Raw genomic sequence first — 19,541 nt, forward strand, 5'->3', positions numbered from 1 at the left:
TTTGCATTCGAGCGATACAAGCTTTAGGCGTCCGCCACTATTCAAGCGCGTTGGGGGCGCGCGGGATTGCATGAGGGAGCATTGAAGCAGTTTTCCGATGTTTGCTGTCCGCGCCGAGGCAATCTGATCATTGTCGCAATCGGACAGGTTGCTGTGTTCAATCGGCATGATGCCGATGACTGAAGCTGCTTCGAGCAGGGGCGCGGCAATGCTGCAATTCGCAACTTATTGCGAATACATCCATTCTCCCAATTCTGTCCCTAATAAGTCCAGCCAGAACCGTTTCAGGAAGTTGCGAGGTGCCTGCATATGAGCGGCGAGCTAAATGGCAATGACACGCCGGCACAGGAGGCTATGCCTGCCGTTGGCGTTCCTGAGAGCGTCGCTTTTGCCGAGGATGCAGAGCAGCATAATGAGAGCATGAAGACACTGGTGCTGGGCGCGCTGGGGGTTGTCTATGGTGATATCGGCACCAGCCCGATCTATGCTTTTCGCGAGGCTCTCCATGCGGCGGCGACCGACGGCATTCTCGCCCGCAGCGACATTCTGGGTGTGGTTTCGCTGATCTTCTGGGCGCTCACGCTGGTTGTGACGGTGAAATATGTCCTGTTCGTGCTGCGCGCCGACAATAATGGAGAAGGCGGCATTCTTTCGCTGATGGCGCTTGTCAGGGGCGCGCTGAAAGGCCGGCCGGACCTCATCCTGGGCGTGGGCATTTGCGGCGCGGCGCTGTTCTTTGGCGATGCGGTTATCACGCCCGCAATCTCGGTCCTCTCGGCAATGGAAGGTCTGGAGATCGTCGCTCCCGATCTTACGCCATTCGTGGTTCCCATAACCGTCGTCATTCTGGTGACGCTGTTCTCGGTGCAGAAGTTGGGCACCGGCAAGGTTGCCATCGTCTTCGGGCCGATCATGGCATTGTGGTTCCTGGCGCTCGGCGCATCGGGTCTGTGGCATATTTTCGACGACCCGACGGTCATGATGGCGCTCAATCCCTATTATGCGGTGCGCTTCCTGACGGTCAGTCCCGGTGTTGCGTTCGTCACGGTTGGCGCCGTGTTCCTCGCAATGACGGGCGCCGAGGCTCTCTATGCCGATCTCGGCCATTTTGGACGCAAACCGATTGTGCGTGCATGGCTGTGGATCGTGTTCCCCTGCCTGCTGCTCAATTATTTCGGGCAGGCTGCGTTCATTCTTTCTCATGGGGAGGCTGCTGCGCTGCCATTCTTCCAGATGATGCCAAGCTTCGCGCTGCTGCCGATGGTTCTGCTGGCAACAGCGGCTACCGTTATCGCCAGCCAGGCGGTCATTACCGGCGCCTATTCGGTGGCGCGTCAGGCCGTTCAGCTCAACATCCTGCCGCGTCTGGAAATCCAGCACACATCGGAAAAACTGCACGGTCAGATCTATATTCCGCGCGTCAACCTGCTTCTGGGGCTGGCGGTGGTTATTCTGGTGCTTGGCTTTGAGAAGTCCAGCAATCTGGCCGCCGCATATGGCATCGCCGTGACCGGCAACATGCTGGTTACGACCGTTCTCCTCTATATCGTCATGACCCGTATCTGGAATTGGCGCGTGAGCCGCGCCCTGCCGATCATTCTGGGCTTTCTCGTGATTGATATCATGTTCTTCAGCGCGAACATCATCAAGGTTCATGAAGGCGGCTGGGCTTCGATCGGCATCGCCATGGTGCTCGTCCTTATCATGTGGACATGGGTGCGTGGGACGCGGCACCTCTTCAACAAGACCCGCAAGGCTGAGGTGCCCCTCGATCTCATCGTGGAACAGATGGCCAAGCGCCCGCCGACCATCGTGCCGGGCACGGCCGTATTCCTGACGGGCGACCCCAAAAGCGCTCCGACGGCGCTCATGCACAGCCTGAAACATTACAAGGTCTTGCACGAGAACAATGTCATACTGACGGTTGTGACCGCATCGAAGCCATGGGTTTCAAGCGCCGACCGCGCGCGTGTTTCGCAATATAATGAGCGTTTCATGCAGGTGACGCTGACCTTCGGCTACATGCAGCAGCCGAATATTCCGCGTGCTCTCGGCATTTGTCGCAAGCTTGGCTGGAAATTCGATATCATGACGACGTCGTTCTTCCTGTCGCGCCGGTCGCTCAAGGCTTCGGCCCATTCCGGTCTGCCGCTCTGGCAGGACAAGCTGTTCATCCTGCTTGCGCGAACGGCGTCGGACGCGACCGAATATTTCCAGATTCCGACCGGCCGTGTGGTGGAAATCGGAACGCAGGTGAATCTGTAAGCCACCTGAATCGATTGTTTCGAAGAGCGCTTTTCCGATGTCGGGAAGGCGCTCTTTCGTATTTAATGTCGACGCAAATTATTCCGACATCAGGCAACCGTAATTTTGGAAAACATGCTTGACCGCTGACGAAACAATAATTATAAATTGGGAACCGTACCGTACGGTACAAGGTGGAGGGAAAACCCGTGACTGATACCAGCGACGAATTGCAGGCTCAAAAGCAGCAAGCTCTTTCGCCGCGTCAGAACGATGTTCTGGAGCAGGCGTTGCGCCTTCTAGTGGAGGGCGGGGATCGCGCTTTGACGACGGCAAGCATTGCGCGTGCCGCCAACTGCTCGAAAGAAAGCCTCTACAAATGGTTCGGCGATCGCGACGGTCTGCTGACGGCGATGGTTCGCTGGCAGGCATCGAAGGTCCGCGTGGTGCCGCTGACCCGCGAGAAGCTCGATGCGGAATCCCTTTTCTCAAGCCTGGAGCATTTCGCGCGCGACTGGTTGCTGGTCCTGTCGGGGAAGACCTCAATTGCCCTGAACCGGCTGGCGGTCAGCCATGCAGCCTCCGGCAAATCGGCCATGGGCGATATCGTCCTGGCCAATGGTCCGGTGGCTATGGCCAGGCGTCTCAAGCCCATTCTTCATATGGGGCAGGAGGCGGGATTGCTTGCCTTTGATGATGTCGACGAGGCGTTCCGCACATTTTTCGGGCTCGTCGTCCGGGACATGCAAATACGGTTGCTGCTTGGCGACCATCTGGAGCTGACTGATGACGTGGTTATCCGGGATGCCCGGCGAGCCACCAAGCAGTTTTTCGCCCTTTACGGGGCCTAACACATCGGCGGACGCAAGAAAGCCGAAGAACAATCTCAACGAAGGGAATAAGGAAATGCGCGTTTACTACGATCGGGATGCAGACGTTAACCTGATCAAGTCGAAGAAGGTGGTTATCGTCGGTTATGGCAGCCAGGGCCGCGCCCATGCGCTGAACCTCAAGGATTCCGGTGCCGCCAACGTGCGTGTGGCCCTTCGTGAAGGTTCTGCGACCGCAAAGAAGGCCCAGGCTGACGGTTTCGAAGTGATGAATGTTGCCGATGCCGCCAAGTGGGCCGACCTGATGATGATGGCGACGCCTGACGAGTTGCAGGCCGACATCTACAAGGAACACATTCACGACAATCTGCGTGACGGTGCGGCCATTGCGTTCGCGCACGGTCTCAATGTGCATTTCGGCCTCATCGAGCCGAAGAAGTCTGTTGACGTCGTCATGATCGCCCCGAAAGGCCCAGGCCACACGGTTCGCGGCGAATATCAGCGCGGCGGCGGCGTTCCTTGCCTTATCGCCATTCATCAGGATGCCTCGGGCAACGCCCATGACCTGGCGCTCTCCTACGCTTCGGGCGTTGGCGGCGGTCGTTCGGGCGTCATCGAAACCACCTTCAAGGAAGAGTGCGAAACCGATCTCTTCGGCGAGCAGGCTGTTCTTTGCGGTGGCGTTGTCGAACTGATCCGTACCGGCTTTGAAGTTCTGGTCGAAGCTGGCTATGCGCCGGAAATGGCGTATTTCGAGTGCCTGCACGAAATGAAGCTGATCGTGGACCTGATCTACGAAGGCGGCATCGCCAACATGAACTATTCGATCTCCAACACTGCCGAATGGGGCGAATATGTCACCGGCCCGCGCATCATCACCGCGGAAACCAAGGCTGAGATGAAGCGCGTTCTCAAGGATATCCAGACCGGCAAGTTCACCTCGGACTGGATGCAGGAATGGAAGGCCGGCGGTGCGCGCTTCAAGGGCATCCGTCGTCTCAACGATGCCCATCAGATCGAGGAAGTCGGCGGCAAGCTGCGCGCCATGATGCCGTGGATCGAAAAGAACAAGCTGGTCGACAAGGCCCGCAACTAAAATCAGCGATGATCCGGCTCTGGCGGCGTTCGGTCCGCCAGGGTCATCTATTCGCGGGATCGGGAAATTTCCTTCGGTGTCTGGGGGCGTTTCGTGCGCCCCTTCATCCTTGGTACGGGCAGAAGGCTTTGCCAATGGTCCGTCACGAACAAAAACTACCCGAATTGCGCACCGGATTTTTCGTTTCATGCACTTTGAGGCCCAAAACAATTCCGAATATCTTTATTCCATAGAAGCATGGGAAAAGATGTTCTCGTCTGCCGAAAAGTGCGCTAGAGCTTCATATCCAATAGCCAAGTTTTGAGGAGACTTCGCTATTACAAATTCCGTAAAATGTACGGATAGTCTAATTGAGGAGATTTCCCGTGTTGGACTGGGAAAATGTATTTGCAACGCGCTCGAAACGTATGCGCGCATCGGAAATTCGCGAACTGCTGAAGCTCCTGGAGCGCCCCGATATTATTTCGTTTGCAGGCGGAATTCCTGATCCGGCTCTTTTCCCGCATGAAGAATTCCAGGCTGCGTACAAGGATATTCTGGGTGGCCCGGAAGCCAATGCGGCGCTGCAATATTCCGTTTCGGAAGGCTACAAGCCGCTGCGCACCTGGTTGGTTGGAGAGCTTGCCAAGATCGGTATTCCCTGCACGGAAGACAATGTGTTCATCACATCGGGTTCGCAGCAGGCGCTCGATTATCTGGGCAAGCTGTTTCTGTCGCCTGCCGACACGGCGCTCGTGACCGCGCCGACCTATCTGGGCGCGCTGCAAGCCTTCAATGCCTACGAGCCCAATTACGATACGCTGGCGATCAACGGCAATCGCACGCCGGAATCCTATGCTCAGGCGGCGAAGAAAGCTGGCGGGCAGGTCAAGTTCGCTTATCTGTCTGCCGATTTCAGCAATCCGACCGGGGAAACCGTTGATCGTGCCGGTCGTGAGAAACTGCTCGCGCAAGCCGACGAACTCGACATTCCCGTCATCGAGGATGCGGCCTATCAGTATCTTCGCTACAATGGCGATGCGATTTCGCCGATCCTGGCGCTCGATATTGCCCGTCACGACGGGGACATCGAGAAGACCCGCACCATCTATTGCGGCTCTTTCTCCAAGACGCTGGCGCCGGGTCTGCGCGTCGGCTATGTGGTGGCGTCGAAGCCGGTTATTCGCAAGCTTGTTCTGATGAAGCAGGCAGCGGATCTTCATTCATCCACGATCAACCAGATCGCCATTCAACGCGTGGCAAGCCAGGGTTTTGGCACCCAGGTCGCGAAGCTGCACAAGGTTTACAAGCACCGCCGGGACAAGATGCTCGAGGCGCTGGCGAAATATATGCCTGAAACCACCAGCTGGACGAAGCCGGAAGGCGGCATGTTCATCTGGGTCACGCTGCCGGAAGGCATGGACGGCGCCGCACTGCTTGCCGCATCCATCGATAGTGAAAAAGTGGCGTTCGTTCCCGGACGCGCCTTCTTTGCCGATGGCACAGGGGCCAACACGCTGCGCCTGAGCTATTCATGCGCCAATGACGAGATGATCGATGAAGGCATCAAGCGTCTTGGCCGTTTGATACGCGCGCACACAAAATCCGCCGCTGCCTGACCGGCAGACGAAAAGCCGGGCGTCGAGCCCGGCTTTTTCTTACTGGAAGGGCGAATTGCAGCCTGTTCTTGGACCGGCCAATGGCTGGTATGTATTGTCGGATGTCCGGTAGCTGCGATAGCGGTTTGAACACCACTGGATATGGTTGCTGCTCGGTTTTGCACCGGCAGCCCGCGGCTGCATCGTCCGTCGATATTGCAGGGCATCGCCGTTCTTGTAGTTCAAGACGCCGTGTTCGGTGATATAGGTTCCGCTTTCCCGGCACAACGTCGAGCCGTAGCAGTTACGGGCGCTCGGATCTGTGCGGTTGGCGCCGGCCTGACCGCCGATAATCAGCGGCCCGCTCGGCTTCAGCGAGGGAAGATATTGGCTGTTGCGCAGTTCGACTGCTGAAGCCGCGCTTGCAATGGCTGCAACGAACAGCCCGGTCAGTAGCGTCAGGCGCAGAATTTTTCCCATCGTCTCGGCTCGCTTCACTCTCTATTTTCCCGGTATATGGGTATATTTTTTGCTCAAGTCATCGCTTCAGCAGAAATTTATTGGTTTTAGAGTTCATCCTCTTGCCAATCGCCCGCCAAGCGGAGAAATTGCAAAGAGATGTTTACCATAGCCACTTTCAATGTCGAAAATCTGATGCGCCGGTTTGATTTTTCCGGCTTTCGCAATGAATTGCATCAGGATCGCACCCTGCAATTGTTCGAAATCAACGATGAGGCGCAATACCGCCTTCTTGAGCAGGCGCGCGCCGTTGCACATACGGATGATACGCGGCAGATGACGGCGCTCGCCATAGCCGAGACGCGGGCCGATATTCTCTGCCTGCAGGAGGTGGATAATCTCGCGGCCCTCAATGCCTTCGAGTATGGCTATCTTTTCAAGATGATCGGCCAGGGCTTCCGGCATAAATATCTCATAGACGGGAATGACAGCCGCGGCATCGACGTGGCCGTCATGATGCGCGACACGACACGGGACGGGCAACCCATCGAAGTCGAGGATGTCACAAGCTATGCCTATGTAACCTATAATGATTTTGGGCTGTATGAGCCGGTTCTCGCCGAGCTGGGGCTTGAGCCTCATGACCGCATTTTCAAGCGGGACTGCCTGAATGTGGATATCCGCATTGCCGGAAAACCCTTGTCGCTTTTCGTGACCCATCTGAAATCCATGACGGGCGCGCGCAACGGGTTCGATGGGCGGACAGCATCCCTGCCGGTGCGGCGCGCCGAAACACGCGCCATACGCCGCATCATCGAGGATAAGTTCGGACCATCCAATGTTGCCGATCGGCGCTGGCTGATTTGCGGCGATTTCAATGATTATCGTGAGCGGATCGTCATCGGTGGCGACGAATGGAATGGCTATCAGTTCGCGCCGGTGGTTGAAGAGGAAAGCGCGCTCGACGTGCTTCTGGGGGATGGATTTGCGGTTAATCTGGTGGAACGGCGCCCGGTTATGGATCGCTGGACACTTTATCACACGCGCGGGCCACAGGAGCGCCATCTTTGCCAGCTGGATTACATCATGGCTTCGCCTTCATTGGCGAAGAAGAATGAGAAGGCGATACCCAACATCATCCGGCGCGGGCAACCCTGGCGGACGATCTTTCCGCCCGACCAGCAGGTCGATCGTTACCCGCGCACCGGATGGGATCGTCCCAAAGCAAGCGATCACTGTCCGGTCGCGATGACATTGAATATGGTGTGAGTGATGGAACAGGTCCGGGAAAACACGGTCTACGTCATTGACGGCGCCCACGTCCGGGTGCTGCCCGGTCCATTGTCCTATGCCGAGCAGAATAGCGAAGCGATTGCGCTGAACTGGTCACGCGAGCGGACCGCGAATCCCACATTGTTCGATGGCGAGTTTTATCTGGCGCCACAAGCCGAATTGACGGATGGCCTGTTTCGGGCCGGTTTCCAGCGCACCAGCTTTGCCACGCTGATGCACTGGCGCCGGGATGGCTCGCAAGAGCGGCCCTGGCATGTCTTTGGCGTTGGTGTGATTGTCTCGCATGAAGGACATTTGATCGCCGGGCGTATGAGTGCACACAATGCGGGAGCGGGAAGGGTCTATTTCCCGGCAGGCTCGATCGACGACAACGATATTGTCGATGGATATGTCGATTATGACGCCAATCGCCGACGCGAGGTGCTGGAGGAAACCGGTCTCGATCTACATGATGCGCGGGCAGAACAGCAAATCCATCTCGTAACGGGTAATCGCAGTATCGCCCTTTTTCGCCGTTATTATTTCGATGTGTCTTCAAGGGAGCTGGTATCGCGGATTGAACAACACCTCTCCGCGGCGGAAGAACCGGAACTTTCCGAGATCATACCGGTGAATTCGGCGGGTAGGATGGGGGATGCTACGCCGTCTTATGTGAGGGCGTTCGCCGACTGGCATTTCAACAATCTCTGAACTGCGTCGGTCTTACAGATGACAGCGGCGCGAAATTGGCTATGCTCGCAATAATGTGAAGCTGAGGCAGTGGAATGAAGTCGACTTTGCCGTCGATCTTGTGACCATGTCGTTGGGAGAATGAGCGATGAGTGAAGCCGCCGTTTCTGGCAGATTCTATGAGGTTTTCGACGTATTCGCCGATAAGCCTCTGGCTGGAAATCCGCTGGCTGTCGTTCATGATAGCGAGGGCTTGAGCGATACGCGCATGCAGGCTATCGCACGCGAGTTCAATCTTTCCGAAACCGTGTTCATTTTTCCGCCGAGCAATCCCGCGCATGAAGCGGCGTTGCGTATTTTCACGCCCGATTACGAACTGCCGTTCGCCGGGCATCCGACAGTGGGGGCGGCTGTGTCGCTGGCCCGGCGGCGCAAAACGGGTAATGACACCGACAGGCTCGTGGCTCTGGAAGAAAACGTCGGCACAGTGCGCTGTGGTGTGATCCTTGGCGAGGCTAGCGCCTTTGCCGAGTTCGATCTGCCGCGGCTGCCGGAACGGCTGGATGTCAAGGTCGAGAAGGAGGAGGCGGCTGCCGCCATCGGTCTTGGTACGCATGAAATCGGCTTCGAGAACCATGTGCCTGCCGTGTGGAGCGCGGGCACGCCTTATCTGCTCGTGCCGGTTCACAACCTGATTGCCGCAGCAAAAGTGTCCATCGACCCTGTCTATGTGAATGAAAGCCTGCCGCATGTCGCAGGCCGACCTCTACCCATCTATGTTTATTGTCGCGAAACAATTCTGTTCGACAGTAATTTCCATGCCCGCATGTTCGTGACGGGGGCAAATGTCTATGAAGATCCGGCCACGGGTTCGGCTGCCGCTGCCTTTGCAGGCATGATCCAGAAGAACGACAAGCCTGTCGACGGCAGTTCGCAATGGTGGATCGAGCAGGGTATGGAAATGGGGCGCGCTTCGCGGATCCGTCTTGAACTGGACATTGCCAAACAGCAACTCACAGGCGCCCGGATCGGAGGCACTGCGGTCAAGATTGCCGAAGGGCATCTGTTTGTCTGATAAAGCAGCAATCTTTGCCGTTTGATTGCAGTCAAGGCTGCAACGCCGCCCTATGTTTATTCGTCACGGACAAACGAACAGCGGAGAAGCGCCATGATGATAAAGGAAATGTCGCAATACGATATCCGGACCATGATTCAGCACACCCAACTGGGGCGGCTGGCTTATGTTTTCGACGATCGCCCGTTTATCGTGCCGCTCAGTTTCCGGTTCAGCGGCGGGTCGCTCTATTCTTTTACAACGGACGGCCAGAAGACCGAGGCTTTGCGAAAGAACGATGCGGTTTGCATTCTTTTCGATCACATTGAATCCCGGACCAGATGGCGTACTGTTGTCGTGAATGGCCGCTATCGGGAAATCGAGCGGGAAGACGAGAAAAATGCGATCGTAGAGCTGATGGCTTCGGAGCCGACCTGGTGGGAACCAGCCTATATAAGAACGATTACAAAGGGCGGACAGGAACGCAAACTTGAGCCCGTCTTCTTCCGTATCGATGTAGAAAATGCGACGGGCCACGAGGCCGGCTGAAGGCGAGGAAGCCCCGCTATTCTCAGGCCCTGCCGCTCTTATTTCACGACCAGAACAGGGATGCCGCTGCGGGTCAGCACTTCATGGGCCTGGCTGCCGAGAAGCATTCCCTTAAGGCCGCGGCGTCCATGGGAAGCCATGACGATGAGGTCGTTGCGCAATTCCTTCGACGTTTCGATGATGGATGTTGCCGGGTGCGGCGCAACCACATGCAGCGTGTGAACATCCACTGCCGATTCTGCGGCCAGCGCGCGGGCACGGGCGAGGGCCTTGTCGGCATATTCGTTCCATTCCTGCTCGAAACGCTCAATGAAAGCCGGGCTATCGGTCCAGCCGCCGGGAAGCCCCGATACGGAATAAGGGGCGGTGACGGTCAGGACCGTTACCTTCGCTCCCACCGCATGCGCCAGTTTGAACGCATGGACGAGGCCGCGCTCTGCAAATTCCGATCCATCGGTCGTTACGAGAATATTCTTGTACATGCCGCCTTCCGTCCGTTTCGTCGATCAAATGCTGGCGCTCAAATGCGCTTGAACTTATACATATAATCGTCAAATTTTTCCATCAACCTGAACTCCGTGCTGCGGGAGCGCGAACCGATTCCTCCGTTTCCCTTCTCCGAAAAACGCTTCGTATTTTTCGGGATGCGCTGTCGTGGAAGGCGACCAGCGCACGGGAACCATGTTTTTGATTGATATTTTTCTATGCTGAAAGGACATATTCTATGGTTTTGGACTGTAATTCTTTTCACGCGGCGTGGGTTTCCACGGTTATCAATCTCGACTGGCCATCGAGGCAATCGACGGAAATTGCCGATGATGCAAAACGGATAACGACGCAGAAGGGTGAATTGCTCGCCATATTGGACCGGGCGAAGATGCTGGGCATCAACGGTCTTATTTTTCAGGTTTCGCCCACTGCCGATGCATTTTATCAATCGTCCCTTTTGCCGTGGTCGTCCTATCTGACCGGGACGCTGGGCAAGAATCCGGGCTTTGATCCCCTGAAGTTCCTGATTGCGGAAGCGCACAAGCGGGGCATCGAGATTCACGCCTGGATCAATCCCTATCGGGTTTCCATGAATATTGATCCGCAAACACGGCAAGCGCTGGAAAACTCATCGCCCGATTCTCCGTCCAGCGTCTACAAGCTCCATCCTGAGTGGATCGGCATCGCTGCGAAGCGCTATGTGCTGGATCCCGGCATTCCGGCTGTGCGTGAGTGGGTGGGAAATGTCGTCGGTGAAGTGGTTCAGAAATACGATGTCGATGGCATCCAGTTCGACGATTATTTTTATTACCAGACACCGGATTCGCAACTCGACGACAGCCGGACATTTGCCCGCTACGGTACAAGTTTCAAGAGCAAGGGCGACTGGCGGCGCTACAACACCTATACGCTGGTGCAGGAAGTGTTCGGCAGGATCAAGAAGATCAAGCCGAATATCCGTTTCGGCATCAGCCCTGGCGGGGTATGGCGCAACAAAAAGGATGATCCGCTGGGGTCGGATACGCTTGCCGGAGCAACCAATTACGACAACGATTTCGCCGATACCAGGCGCTGGGTGAAGGATGGCATCATCGATTATATCGCTCCGCAGGTCTACTGGCCGCTGGAGCGCAAGATTGTGCCTTATGGAACGATTGTGAAATGGTGGGCCGAAACCGTACGCGAAACGCCGGTCGATCTTTATGTCGGCATGGCGCTTTACAAGGCTGGCCAGCCAACCTCTCAGGAACCGCAATGGGGCGAAGATGGGGGGCTGACGGAGATCAGGCATCAGCTGGAACTGAATCAAGTCGTGTCGGAAGTGAAGGGGAGTATCCTCTTTCGCGAGGCTTTCCTCCGCGAGCCGAAACTGAAGAAAATTGCCGACTATCTAGCCGCCAATTGGGGGCGGTGCCGCCCACAGCGGTGAAGGATTGTCAAATTATAGTCGATTATTTCGACCTGTTTGATTGAAATCAAAGAGCTTCGTTTGAGTGAGTGCTAACTAACCATCGTTGCCGGTTTCCACCAGAGCCAGTGACCCGGGGTGCCGAGGCCCTACTCGAAAGGCACCCCGGCAAAATCAATCTGTCGAGCGCATGAGCGCGATCTTTCCGTAACGTCGCCCATCGACAGCCAGCGGGTGCTGTCGACGTTGCTCCCCTCTGTTTCATCAAATCAGCACCCGCGTCCAATATCATAAGAATGAGAGCATTTTAGCGGTTCTTGATCATAATCAAGGCAGTTGGCCGCGGCTGCGATTAGAGCAGGCTTAACCGGGAGTTTGCGGTTTTCGATCGCGCCCCCACTTCACCGGTTGCTAAATGAAAAGGTCGTTCCATATTTTCCCAAGAAGGTTTCGGCTGATGCCGGAGGCGGGGCGGTGGGGACGTTGAAAATCCTTGCAGGCAGCGACCGCTCGCCGATGCTTCGTTTGAAGACGGTGTTGTGACGACGATGGCAATGAGGATGTTTCATGATGGCTTTCAACCGCAAGCAATGGATACTGGCTGGAGCGATTGTCGTCCTTGCCGCAGGCGGATATTATGCCTGGAAAACGCTGAACGGCGATGGATTGCCGGATGATATTGCCAGGGGCAACGGGCGTATCGAGGCGGTTGAAATCGACATTTCGACGAAAAGTCCGGGGCGCATTCGCGAAATTCTCGCGGATGAGGGGGATTTTGTGCGGAAAGACGACATTCTCGCACGCATGGATACGGATCAGCTGGAAAGCCAGCGCAAACAGGCACAAGCGCAGTTGCGCCGGGCCGAGATCGGTATCGAGACGGCGCACAGCCTTGTCACGCAGCGCGAGGCCGAGCACACGGCCGCTGAAGCGACCGTGGCGCAGCGTGAAGCGCAACTGGATGCCGCCCAGCGGCGTCTGGCCCGCTCGCAACAATTGACGCAATCACGCACGGTTTCCCAACAAGTCCTGGACGATGACCGCGCGACCGCACAGGGCGCGGAAGCGGCTGTCGGCGCGGCCAAGGCACAGCTTGCAGCCACCGAGGCGGCTATTGGGGCCGCCAAGGCGCAGGTCGTGGATGCCGAGGCATCCGTCGAGGCTGCTAGGGCGGCGATTGCAACGATTGAAGCCGACATCAACGACGCCACCTTGAGAGCGCCGAAGCCGGGGCGTGTCCAGTACCGCGTTGCCCAGCCGGGTGAGGTGCTTTCGGCAGGTGGGCGGGTGCTCAATCTTGTCGATGTCAGCGACGTCTATATGACCTTCTTCCTGCCGACGGCTCAGGCCGGGAGGGTCGCCATGGGGGCCGATGCCCGGATCGTTCTCGATGCCGCGCCGCAATATGTCATTCCGGCAAAGATCAGCTTCGTCGCCGATGTGGCCCAGTTTACGCCGAAGACCGTTGAGACGGAGGAAGAGCGCCAGAAGCTGATGTTCCGCGTGAAGGCGAAGATCCCGCAAGAACTGCTCCAAAAATATATACAGCAGGTGAAAACGGGCTTGCCGGGCATGGCCTATGTCAAGCTCGACCCCAATGCCGAATGGCCGAAGAATCTCGCGGAAACCGTGAAATGAATGCTGGTCCGGTCAAGGCTGGCGCCAATGACGGCAGCTTTGTCGTCCGGGCGCAAGATGTGGGGCTGTCCTATGGGAAAACGCGGGCCCTGCGTTCGGTGAACCTTGACATTCCCGCCGGCTGCATGGTCGGCCTGATCGGGCCTGACGGGGTGGGAAAATCGAGCCTGTTATCATTGATCGCCGGGGCGCGGGCGATGCAGCAGGGCCATATCGAAGTTCTTGGCGGGGATATTTCTGACAAGCGTCACCTTCAGTCCGCTTATCCGCGCATTGCCTATATGCCGCAGGGACTTGGAAAGAACCTCTACCCCACGCTTTCGGTGTTCGAGAATATCGATTTTTTCGGGCGATTGTTCGGGCATAATCGAAAGGAGCGCGAGCGCCGCATTGCCGATCTTCTGGGGCGCACGGGCATGTCCGCTTTCGCGGATCGTCCGGCTGGCAAGCTGTCGGGCGGCATGAAGCAGAAGACGAGCCTCTGCTGCTCGCTGATCCACGATCCTGATCTGCTCATTCTCGACGAGCCGACAACCGGCGTTGATCCATTGTCCCGACGTCAGTTCTGGGAACTGATCGACGATATCCGCACGGACCGTCCCGGCATGAGCGTCATCGTCGCCACGGCCTATATGGAAGAGGCCGAACGTTTCGACTGGCTGGTCGCCATGAATGACGGGCAGATACTGGCGACGGGCACCCCGCGGGAATTGCTGCAACGAACCAACACGCCAAATCTCGATGCTGCCTTTATCGCGCTCCTGCCGGAAGACTTGCGGAGAGGCCATCAGGATATCGAGATTCCGCATCGGGATTTCGGGGCCGATGCCGAAATCGCAATTGAGGCGGAACATGTCACCGTGCGTTTCGGCGACTTCACGGCGGTCGATAATGTGAGCTTTCGAATCCCGCGTGGCGAAATCTTCGGTTTTCTGGGCTCCAATGGGTGCGGCAAGACCACGACCATGAAAGTTCTGACCGGGTTGCTGCCTGCCAGCGATGGAACGGCGCGGCTGTTCGGGCGCGAGGTTGACCCCAAGGATATCGATATACGACGCCATGTCGGTTATATGTCGCAGGCATTTTCGCTCTATTCGGAATTGACCGTTCGCCAGAACCTGGAACTCCATGCGAAATTGTTCGATATGGCACCGGACCTGACCGAACGCCGTATCAAGGAGCTGACCGGGCGTTTCGACCTTGCCGAAGTCATGGATTCCCTGCCGGATGCTTTGCCGCTCGGTATCCGCCAGCGCCTGTCCCTGGCCGTGGCGCTGATCCATTCGCCTGACATTCTCATTCTCGATGAGCCGACCTCGGGCGTCGACCCGGTTGCTCGCGATGCGTTCTGGCAAATCCTTGCAGACCTGTCGCGCAAGGATAATGTGACGATCTTCGTCTCTACCCATTTCATGAACGAAGCCGAGCTTTGCGACCGTATTTCACTGATGCATGCCGGCAAGGTGCTGATAAGCGATACGCCGAAGGCGATTACGGAAAGCCGCCATGCGGAAACCCTGGAAGAAGCCTTCGTTGCTTATCTTGAGGACGCGATCGGCGCGGCCGAAAAGCCTGCGCAATCGCCTGCGGTCAGCCCGGAAAAAGTGCCAGATGCGAGCGAAACACGCTCAAGGAAGGCTTCAGGCTGGTTGCCGGATTTGCGCCGGATGCTGGCTTATACGCGGCGCGAAGCTCTGGAACTGAAACGCGATCCGATCCGCGCCACGCTGGCGATCCTGGGCAGCGTCATCCTGATGTTCGTCATCGGCTACGGGATCAATCTGGATGTCGAGAATCTGAAATTTGCCGTGCTCGACCGCAACGACACGACGATCAGCCGCGATTATACGCAGCAGATCGCCGGTTCGCGCTATTTTTCCGAACAGGCTCCCCTGACCGACTATGACGATCTGGATCGGCGAATGCGCGATGGCGAGATCAGTCTGGCTATCGAGATACCGCCGAATTTCGCCGCCGATGTCATGCGTGGGCGCCCGGTGGAAGTCGCGGCCTGGATCGACGGCGCGATGCCGACGCGGGCCGAGACGGTCAAGGGCTATGTCCAGGGCATGCATGCCGGCTGGCTGGCGCAGAAAGCGCGTGAGCTTTATGGCAGTGCGGCGAATGCCGGCAGTTTCAATCTGGAGATACGCTACCGGTATAACCCGGACGTGCAGAGCCTTGTGGCCATGGTTCCGGCGGTCATTCCGCTGCTGCTTCTCATGATCCCCGCAATGCTGGCGGTGCTGAGCGTGGTTCGGGAAAAGGAACTGGGATCGATCATCAATTTTTACGTGACGCCGGTGACGAAATTCGAGTTTCTGTTCGGCAAGCAATTGCCTTACATCGGATTGGCGTTTCTCAATTTCCTGATGCTGACAGCCTTTGCGGTGTTTGTCTTCCGGGTGCCGTTTACGGGAAGCTTCCCGACTTATGCGCTGGCGGCACTGCTCTATGTCACGATCGCGACCGGCATGGGACTGGTTCTGTCCACTTTCATGAACAGCCAGATCGCGGCGATCTTCGGAACAGCACTTCTGACACTCATTCCGGCTGTGCAGTATTCGGGCATGATCGACCCTGTGTCATCGCTGCAAGGCGCTGGCGCATTCATCGGCAAAATCTATCCAACGACCTATTTTGTGACCATCTCGCGTGGAGTTTTCTCCAAGGCGCTTGGCTTTGCCGATCTCGCAGGCTCGTTCCTGCCTTTATTGATCGCGGTGCCGGTACTGATGGCGCTGGCCATCGTTCTCCTCAAGAAACAGGCGAGCTGAGATGCGGATATCCAACATAGTCCAGCTTGGCGTGAAGGAATTGCGTGGCCTTGCACGCGATCCGATGCTGCTGATCCTGATCGTCTATGCGTTTACGCTTGCGATCTATACGGCGTCCAAGGCGATGCCCGAAACCCTCAACAATGCGGCAATAGCAATCGTCGATGAAGATCAGTCGCCGGTTTCTAGCCGGATCACGACGGCGTTTTATCCGCCATATTTCGTGCCCCCGAAGCTGATTTCATCCCATGAAATGGACGCCCGGATGGATGAGGGGCTGGATACGTTTGCTCTGAACATCCCCCCCAATTTCCAGCGCGATCTTCTGGCGGGCCGTTCACCGACGATCCAGCTCAATGTCGATGCGACCCGGATGAGCCAGGCCTTCACCGGCGGCGGTTATGTGCAGTCGATTGTGTCGAGTGAAGTGAACGAATTTCTCAATCGCTATCGCGGCAGTGCGCAAGCGCCGGTGGAACTCAATCTCCGGGCGCGGTTCAATCAGGATTTGGACAAGGGATGGTTCGGCGCGATCAACAATGTGATTTCGTCGGTGACAATGCTGTCGATCATCCTGACGGGCGCTGCGCTCATTCGTGAACGCGAACACGGAACCATCGAGCATCTCTTGGTGATGCCGGTGACGCCGGTTGAAATCATGGTCAGCAAGATTTGGTCCATGGGGCTTGTCGTGCTGGTTGCTTCGGCTTTTGCGCTGGTCTTTGTGGTGCAGGGCCTGCTTGCCGTGCCGATCTACGGGTCGATATCGCTGTTTCTCGTCGGCGCTGCGCTCCAGCTTTTTGCGACGACCAGCCTTGGCATTTTTCTGGCAACGGCGGCTGGTTCCATGCCGCAGTTCGGTATGTTGCTGATGTTGGTGCTTTTGCCGTTGCAGGTGCTTTCAGGAGGGACGACGCCCCGCGAAAGCATGCCCGAGATCATCCAGACAATCATGCTGGCCGCGCCCAATACGCATTTTGTCATATTGGCACAATCGATCCTGTTTCGCGGAGCGGGGCTGGGTGTCGTCTGGCCGCAATTTCTGGCCCTCATCGTCATCGGCTCTGTGCTGTTCTACTTTGCGCTCCAGCGTTTTCGTGCCTTTCTGCGATAGGAAAATTGTTTGAAATCAGGCGGCTCAGTCCATTCCTTGCCAATGTGATTCAGTTTTCCGTGCCCGATTGCACTTTGGTGGAGTTGCGAATCCTTAACCATGTTGCTATCGCAATTCCCAGGAGACGGTTCCGCTGTTCAGGCGGATGAAAAGGGAACACGGTGAAGCCATTCCGGCTGATGCCGCGACTGCCCCCGCAACTGTAACCGGAGAGCTATCCTCCACAGCCGCGCAAGCGGTCAAAGCCACTGAAAGCAAGCGTGCAATCGGGAAGGCGGAGGGAAGGCGACGACCCGGAAGTCAGGAGACCTGCCGTATCCTGTCACCCATGCATGGATACGGGGTGTGTCCAGGCGCGGCTGTCCGTGGCGGTGACATTGTTGAAATGTTGCCGTCGGGAAGAAGGGCGTTCTGCGCCACTCATGCTTCAACCTGCGGTGAGAGGAAAAGCCGGATCTCCGGGTCGGCGGGTTGAGGAAAAATGCATCTTTGGAAATCATCAGTTCTGCTGGCATCCGCCGGTATTCTTGCGCTGCCATCCACGGCATCGGCACAAAATCTGCCGGATGGCGGTGTGGTTCTCGACACAATCGTGGTCACGCCATTGCGCCGCGCGTCTTCGCTCCAGCGCTCGACATCGTCCGTGACGGTCATCGATTCAGCGGATATCGAGCGTTCGGCCGCTTCCGATCTACAGTCCCTGCTGAAATCCTATAGCGGCATCTCCATCAAGACGAATGGCGGGCAGGGCTCATCCTCGGATATTTATATGCGCGGCATGTCGTCCAAGCAGACGGTCGTGCTGATCAATGGCGTGCGCACGGCTTCGGCCACATCCGGTTCTACCGCGCTTGCGAATATTCCCTTGAGCTCCATCGACCGCATCGAGATCGCAAAGGGCGCCCATTCCGCGCAATATGGTGCCGATGCCATGGGAGGCGTGATCAACATCATCACCAGGCAGGGCGGCGCCTGTGGCGAACGTTCCTGGTGCGGCAGTCTTTCTACCGGCGTCAGCCATCCCTGGGGCGGGTATGTGTCCGGGTCTGTTCAGGGGCGAAGCAGTGACGGCATAGACTATGCTCTTGGTGCGGCGATCACAGGCACGCAAGGTTATGATTTCACGACGCTCGATGCTTATGGCCATGAGCCGGATAGCGATGGATTTCTGCAAGGATCGTTCAACTTTGCCCTGTCGAAGGATTTCGACTGGGGTAAAATCTATGCCGACGGTCTCTTCAGCCGGGGGCGCAACCAATATGATGCCAAGCCACCATCCCCGAACCAGGCAGACAGCACGGCATTTGCGGGCAGGGTGGGGACGCGCATCGATCATACCGCCGACTGGTCGTCCACGCTGGAGTTCAACACCGGCATCGACAATAGCCGCAACTTTCGCAAGGGGGTGAGCGGCACTGACCGGTTTGAAACCAGACGTTATGGTGTCTTTGCCTCGACTGAAAAGAGTTTTGACACAGGCAGTATCAATCATACCGTGACTGCGGGTGTGGAAGCCTATCGCGAGGCGATCAACACCACCATTGCCTATGATGAAACCAGTCGCGATCTGGCTGCCTTATTCGGCCAGTACTCGCTGGAATACGAGGCGCTGCGCTTCGATGGCGGACTGCGTTACGACCACAACAGTCAGTTCGGCGATGTCGTGACCTACAATCTCGGTACGAGCTATGAGGTTCTGCCGGATCTGGTTTTGCGGTCATCCTATGCCACGGGTTTCCGGGCCCCGACTTTCAACGAGCTTTATTATCCCGGTTTCGCCAATCCCGATCTGCGGCCGGAAAAGTCCCATTCCTATGAAGTCGGGTTGAACTGGCAGGCCACGGCTTCGACAAGTCTCGATATGGCATTCTATCAAACATGGCTGCGCGATGCGATCATGAGCACGGCGCCGTCCTATCTGCCTTATAATATCGCCAGTGCGAAAGTTACCGGTTTCGAGGCCACACTGGCGCATCGTTTCGATGATCGATGGGGCGTCAAGGGCTCGGTCGATCTCAAGCAGCCGATCGATGAGGACACGGATAAGGACCTTCCTTATCGGGAACGTTTCAAGGCCGCCGCCGAGGTCAATTTCACGCCGATTGAAAAGCTCGACCTGACCGCAAGATTGATCTATGGCGGCGCCCGCTATGCCGATGCTGCAAACAGCAAGAAGCTGGGTGCCTATGTGACGGCTGATTTCGTCGCGCTCTATTCCATCGACAGCCAATCGCAGCTGAAGTTCTCGGTCGAGAATATCTTTGACAAGGATTATCAGACCAGCTCCGGCTATATTGCGCCGGGACGCACCATCAATATCGGATTGACGCGGAATTTCTGAGGC

15 protein-coding genes and 1 riboswitch are annotated in these 19,541 nt (G+C 56.9%); of the genes, 13 read left to right on the plus strand and 2 right to left on the minus strand.

Annotation, left to right across the window (positions count from 1 at the left end; all coding sequences use genetic code 11):
* Window positions 1-309 precede the first annotated feature (309 nt).
* The 4 genes from AVM02_RS03010 (at window position 310) to AVM02_RS03025 (ending at window position 5,768) form a co-directional block, all read left to right on the plus strand.
* A complete protein-coding gene (locus tag AVM02_RS03010; RefSeq protein WP_411505545.1) occupies window positions 310-2,265 on the plus strand; it encodes a potassium transporter Kup in 1,956 nt (651 codons plus the stop codon).
* A gap of 188 nt (window positions 2,266-2,453) precedes the next feature.
* On the plus strand, window positions 2,454-3,095 hold the full coding sequence (locus AVM02_RS03015) for a TetR/AcrR family transcriptional regulator (RefSeq protein WP_411505546.1): 642 nt from the start codon (window positions 2,454-2,456) through the stop codon (window positions 3,093-3,095).
* Window positions 3,096-3,150: 55 nt separating this feature from the next.
* Entirely contained in the window at window positions 3,151-4,170 is a 1,020-nt protein-coding gene (ilvC, locus tag AVM02_RS03020) for a ketol-acid reductoisomerase (RefSeq protein ID WP_411505547.1), read from the plus strand.
* Window positions 4,171-4,535: 365 nt separating this feature from the next.
* Window positions 4,536-5,768 (plus strand): PLP-dependent aminotransferase family protein, encoded by a 1,233-nt coding sequence (locus AVM02_RS03025; protein ID WP_411505548.1) that lies wholly within the window; start codon window positions 4,536-4,538, stop codon window positions 5,766-5,768.
* Between the two features lie 39 nt (window positions 5,769-5,807).
* Here AVM02_RS03025 and AVM02_RS03030 read toward each other — a convergent pair whose 3' ends face one another.
* The gene (locus AVM02_RS03030; protein WP_411505594.1) at window positions 5,808-6,227 is read right to left on the minus strand and encodes a BA14K family protein; all 420 of its coding nucleotides are present in this window, start codon (window positions 6,225-6,227) and stop codon (window positions 5,808-5,810) included.
* 138 nt (window positions 6,228-6,365) lie between these two features.
* Here AVM02_RS03030 and AVM02_RS03035 point away from each other — a divergent pair, with 138 nt between their 5' ends.
* The 4 genes from AVM02_RS03035 (at window position 6,366) to AVM02_RS03050 (ending at window position 9,771) form a co-directional block, all read left to right on the plus strand.
* Window positions 6,366-7,475, plus strand: coding sequence for an endonuclease/exonuclease/phosphatase family protein (locus AVM02_RS03035; protein ID WP_411505549.1), 1,110 nt, complete (start codon window positions 6,366-6,368; stop codon window positions 7,473-7,475).
* 3 nt (window positions 7,476-7,478) lie between these two features.
* A complete protein-coding gene (locus AVM02_RS03040) occupies window positions 7,479-8,189 on the plus strand; it encodes an NUDIX hydrolase (protein WP_411505550.1) in 711 nt (236 codons plus the stop codon).
* 127 nt (window positions 8,190-8,316) lie between these two features.
* On the plus strand, window positions 8,317-9,243 hold the full coding sequence (locus AVM02_RS03045; protein ID WP_411505551.1) for a PhzF family phenazine biosynthesis protein: 927 nt from the start codon (window positions 8,317-8,319) through the stop codon (window positions 9,241-9,243).
* A gap of 93 nt (window positions 9,244-9,336) precedes the next feature.
* The gene (locus AVM02_RS03050; RefSeq protein WP_411505552.1) at window positions 9,337-9,771 is read left to right on the plus strand and encodes a pyridoxamine 5'-phosphate oxidase family protein; all 435 of its coding nucleotides are present in this window, start codon (window positions 9,337-9,339) and stop codon (window positions 9,769-9,771) included.
* Between the two features lie 38 nt (window positions 9,772-9,809).
* Here the strand turns inward: AVM02_RS03050 and AVM02_RS03055 are convergent, their stop codons facing one another.
* Complete coding sequence (locus AVM02_RS03055; protein ID WP_411505553.1) at window positions 9,810-10,253, minus strand: universal stress protein; 444 nt, start codon at window positions 10,251-10,253, stop codon at window positions 9,810-9,812.
* A gap of 242 nt (window positions 10,254-10,495) precedes the next feature.
* Between AVM02_RS03055 and AVM02_RS03060 the strand changes: the two genes are divergently transcribed.
* The 5 genes from AVM02_RS03060 to AVM02_RS03080 all read left to right on the plus strand — a co-directional run bounded on the left by AVM02_RS03060 (window position 10,496) and on the right by AVM02_RS03080 (window position 19,538).
* Complete coding sequence (locus AVM02_RS03060; protein ID WP_411505554.1) at window positions 10,496-11,689, plus strand: glycoside hydrolase family 10 protein; 1,194 nt, start codon at window positions 10,496-10,498, stop codon at window positions 11,687-11,689.
* Window positions 11,690-12,238: 549 nt separating this feature from the next.
* A complete protein-coding gene (locus AVM02_RS03065) occupies window positions 12,239-13,306 on the plus strand; it encodes an HlyD family secretion protein (protein ID WP_411505595.1) in 1,068 nt (355 codons plus the stop codon).
* Window positions 13,303-16,083: a ribosome-associated ATPase/putative transporter RbbA gene (gene rbbA / locus AVM02_RS03070; protein WP_411505555.1), complete on the plus strand. Its 2,781-nt coding sequence runs from the start codon at window positions 13,303-13,305 to the stop codon at window positions 16,081-16,083. The genes AVM02_RS03065 and rbbA overlap by 4 nt, the downstream gene beginning before the upstream one ends.
* 1 nt (window position 16,084) lies before the next feature.
* Window positions 16,085-17,197: an ABC transporter permease gene (locus tag AVM02_RS03075; RefSeq protein WP_411505556.1), complete on the plus strand. Its 1,113-nt coding sequence runs from the start codon at window positions 16,085-16,087 to the stop codon at window positions 17,195-17,197.
* A gap of 108 nt (window positions 17,198-17,305) precedes the next feature.
* Window positions 17,306-17,529: riboswitch (cobalamin riboswitch) on the plus strand.
* A 149-nt stretch (window positions 17,530-17,678) separates the two neighbouring features.
* Window positions 17,679-19,538, plus strand: a complete 1,860-nt coding sequence (locus AVM02_RS03080; RefSeq protein ID WP_411505557.1) for a TonB-dependent receptor domain-containing protein — start codon at window positions 17,679-17,681, stop codon at window positions 19,536-19,538.
* Window positions 19,539-19,541: the final 3 nt, after the last annotated feature.

This window comes from Brucella anthropi, assembly GCF_046630315.1.
In the GTDB taxonomy this organism is placed as follows: domain Bacteria; phylum Pseudomonadota; class Alphaproteobacteria; order Rhizobiales; family Rhizobiaceae; genus Brucella; species Brucella anthropi_A.

Bases quoted from the DNA above. Each gene is read 5' to 3' on its own strand.
- rbbA (WP_411505555.1), top strand. From the start codon at position 13,303: ATGAATGCTGGTCCGGTCAAGGCTGGCGCCAATGACGGCAGCTTTGTC.
- AVM02_RS03055 (WP_411505553.1), bottom strand. From the start codon at position 10,253: ATGTACAAGAATATTCTCGTAACGACCGATGGATCGGAATTTGCAGAG.
- AVM02_RS03040 (WP_411505550.1), top strand. From the start codon at position 7,479: ATGGAACAGGTCCGGGAAAACACGGTCTACGTCATTGACGGCGCCCAC.
- AVM02_RS03045 (WP_411505551.1), top strand. From the start codon at position 8,317: ATGAGTGAAGCCGCCGTTTCTGGCAGATTCTATGAGGTTTTCGACGTA.
- AVM02_RS03075 (WP_411505556.1), top strand. From the start codon at position 16,085: ATGCGGATATCCAACATAGTCCAGCTTGGCGTGAAGGAATTGCGTGGC.
- AVM02_RS03065 (WP_411505595.1), top strand. From the start codon at position 12,239: ATGGCTTTCAACCGCAAGCAATGGATACTGGCTGGAGCGATTGTCGTC.
- AVM02_RS03050 (WP_411505552.1), top strand. From the start codon at position 9,337: ATGATGATAAAGGAAATGTCGCAATACGATATCCGGACCATGATTCAG.
- AVM02_RS03010 (WP_411505545.1), top strand. From the start codon at position 310: ATGAGCGGCGAGCTAAATGGCAATGACACGCCGGCACAGGAGGCTATG.
- AVM02_RS03035 (WP_411505549.1), top strand. From the start codon at position 6,366: ATGTTTACCATAGCCACTTTCAATGTCGAAAATCTGATGCGCCGGTTT.
- AVM02_RS03060 (WP_411505554.1), top strand. From the start codon at position 10,496: ATGGTTTTGGACTGTAATTCTTTTCACGCGGCGTGGGTTTCCACGGTT.
- AVM02_RS03030 (WP_411505594.1), bottom strand. From the start codon at position 6,227: ATGGGAAAAATTCTGCGCCTGACGCTACTGACCGGGCTGTTCGTTGCA.
- ilvC (WP_411505547.1), top strand. From the start codon at position 3,151: ATGCGCGTTTACTACGATCGGGATGCAGACGTTAACCTGATCAAGTCG.
- AVM02_RS03080 (WP_411505557.1), top strand. From the start codon at position 17,679: ATGCATCTTTGGAAATCATCAGTTCTGCTGGCATCCGCCGGTATTCTT.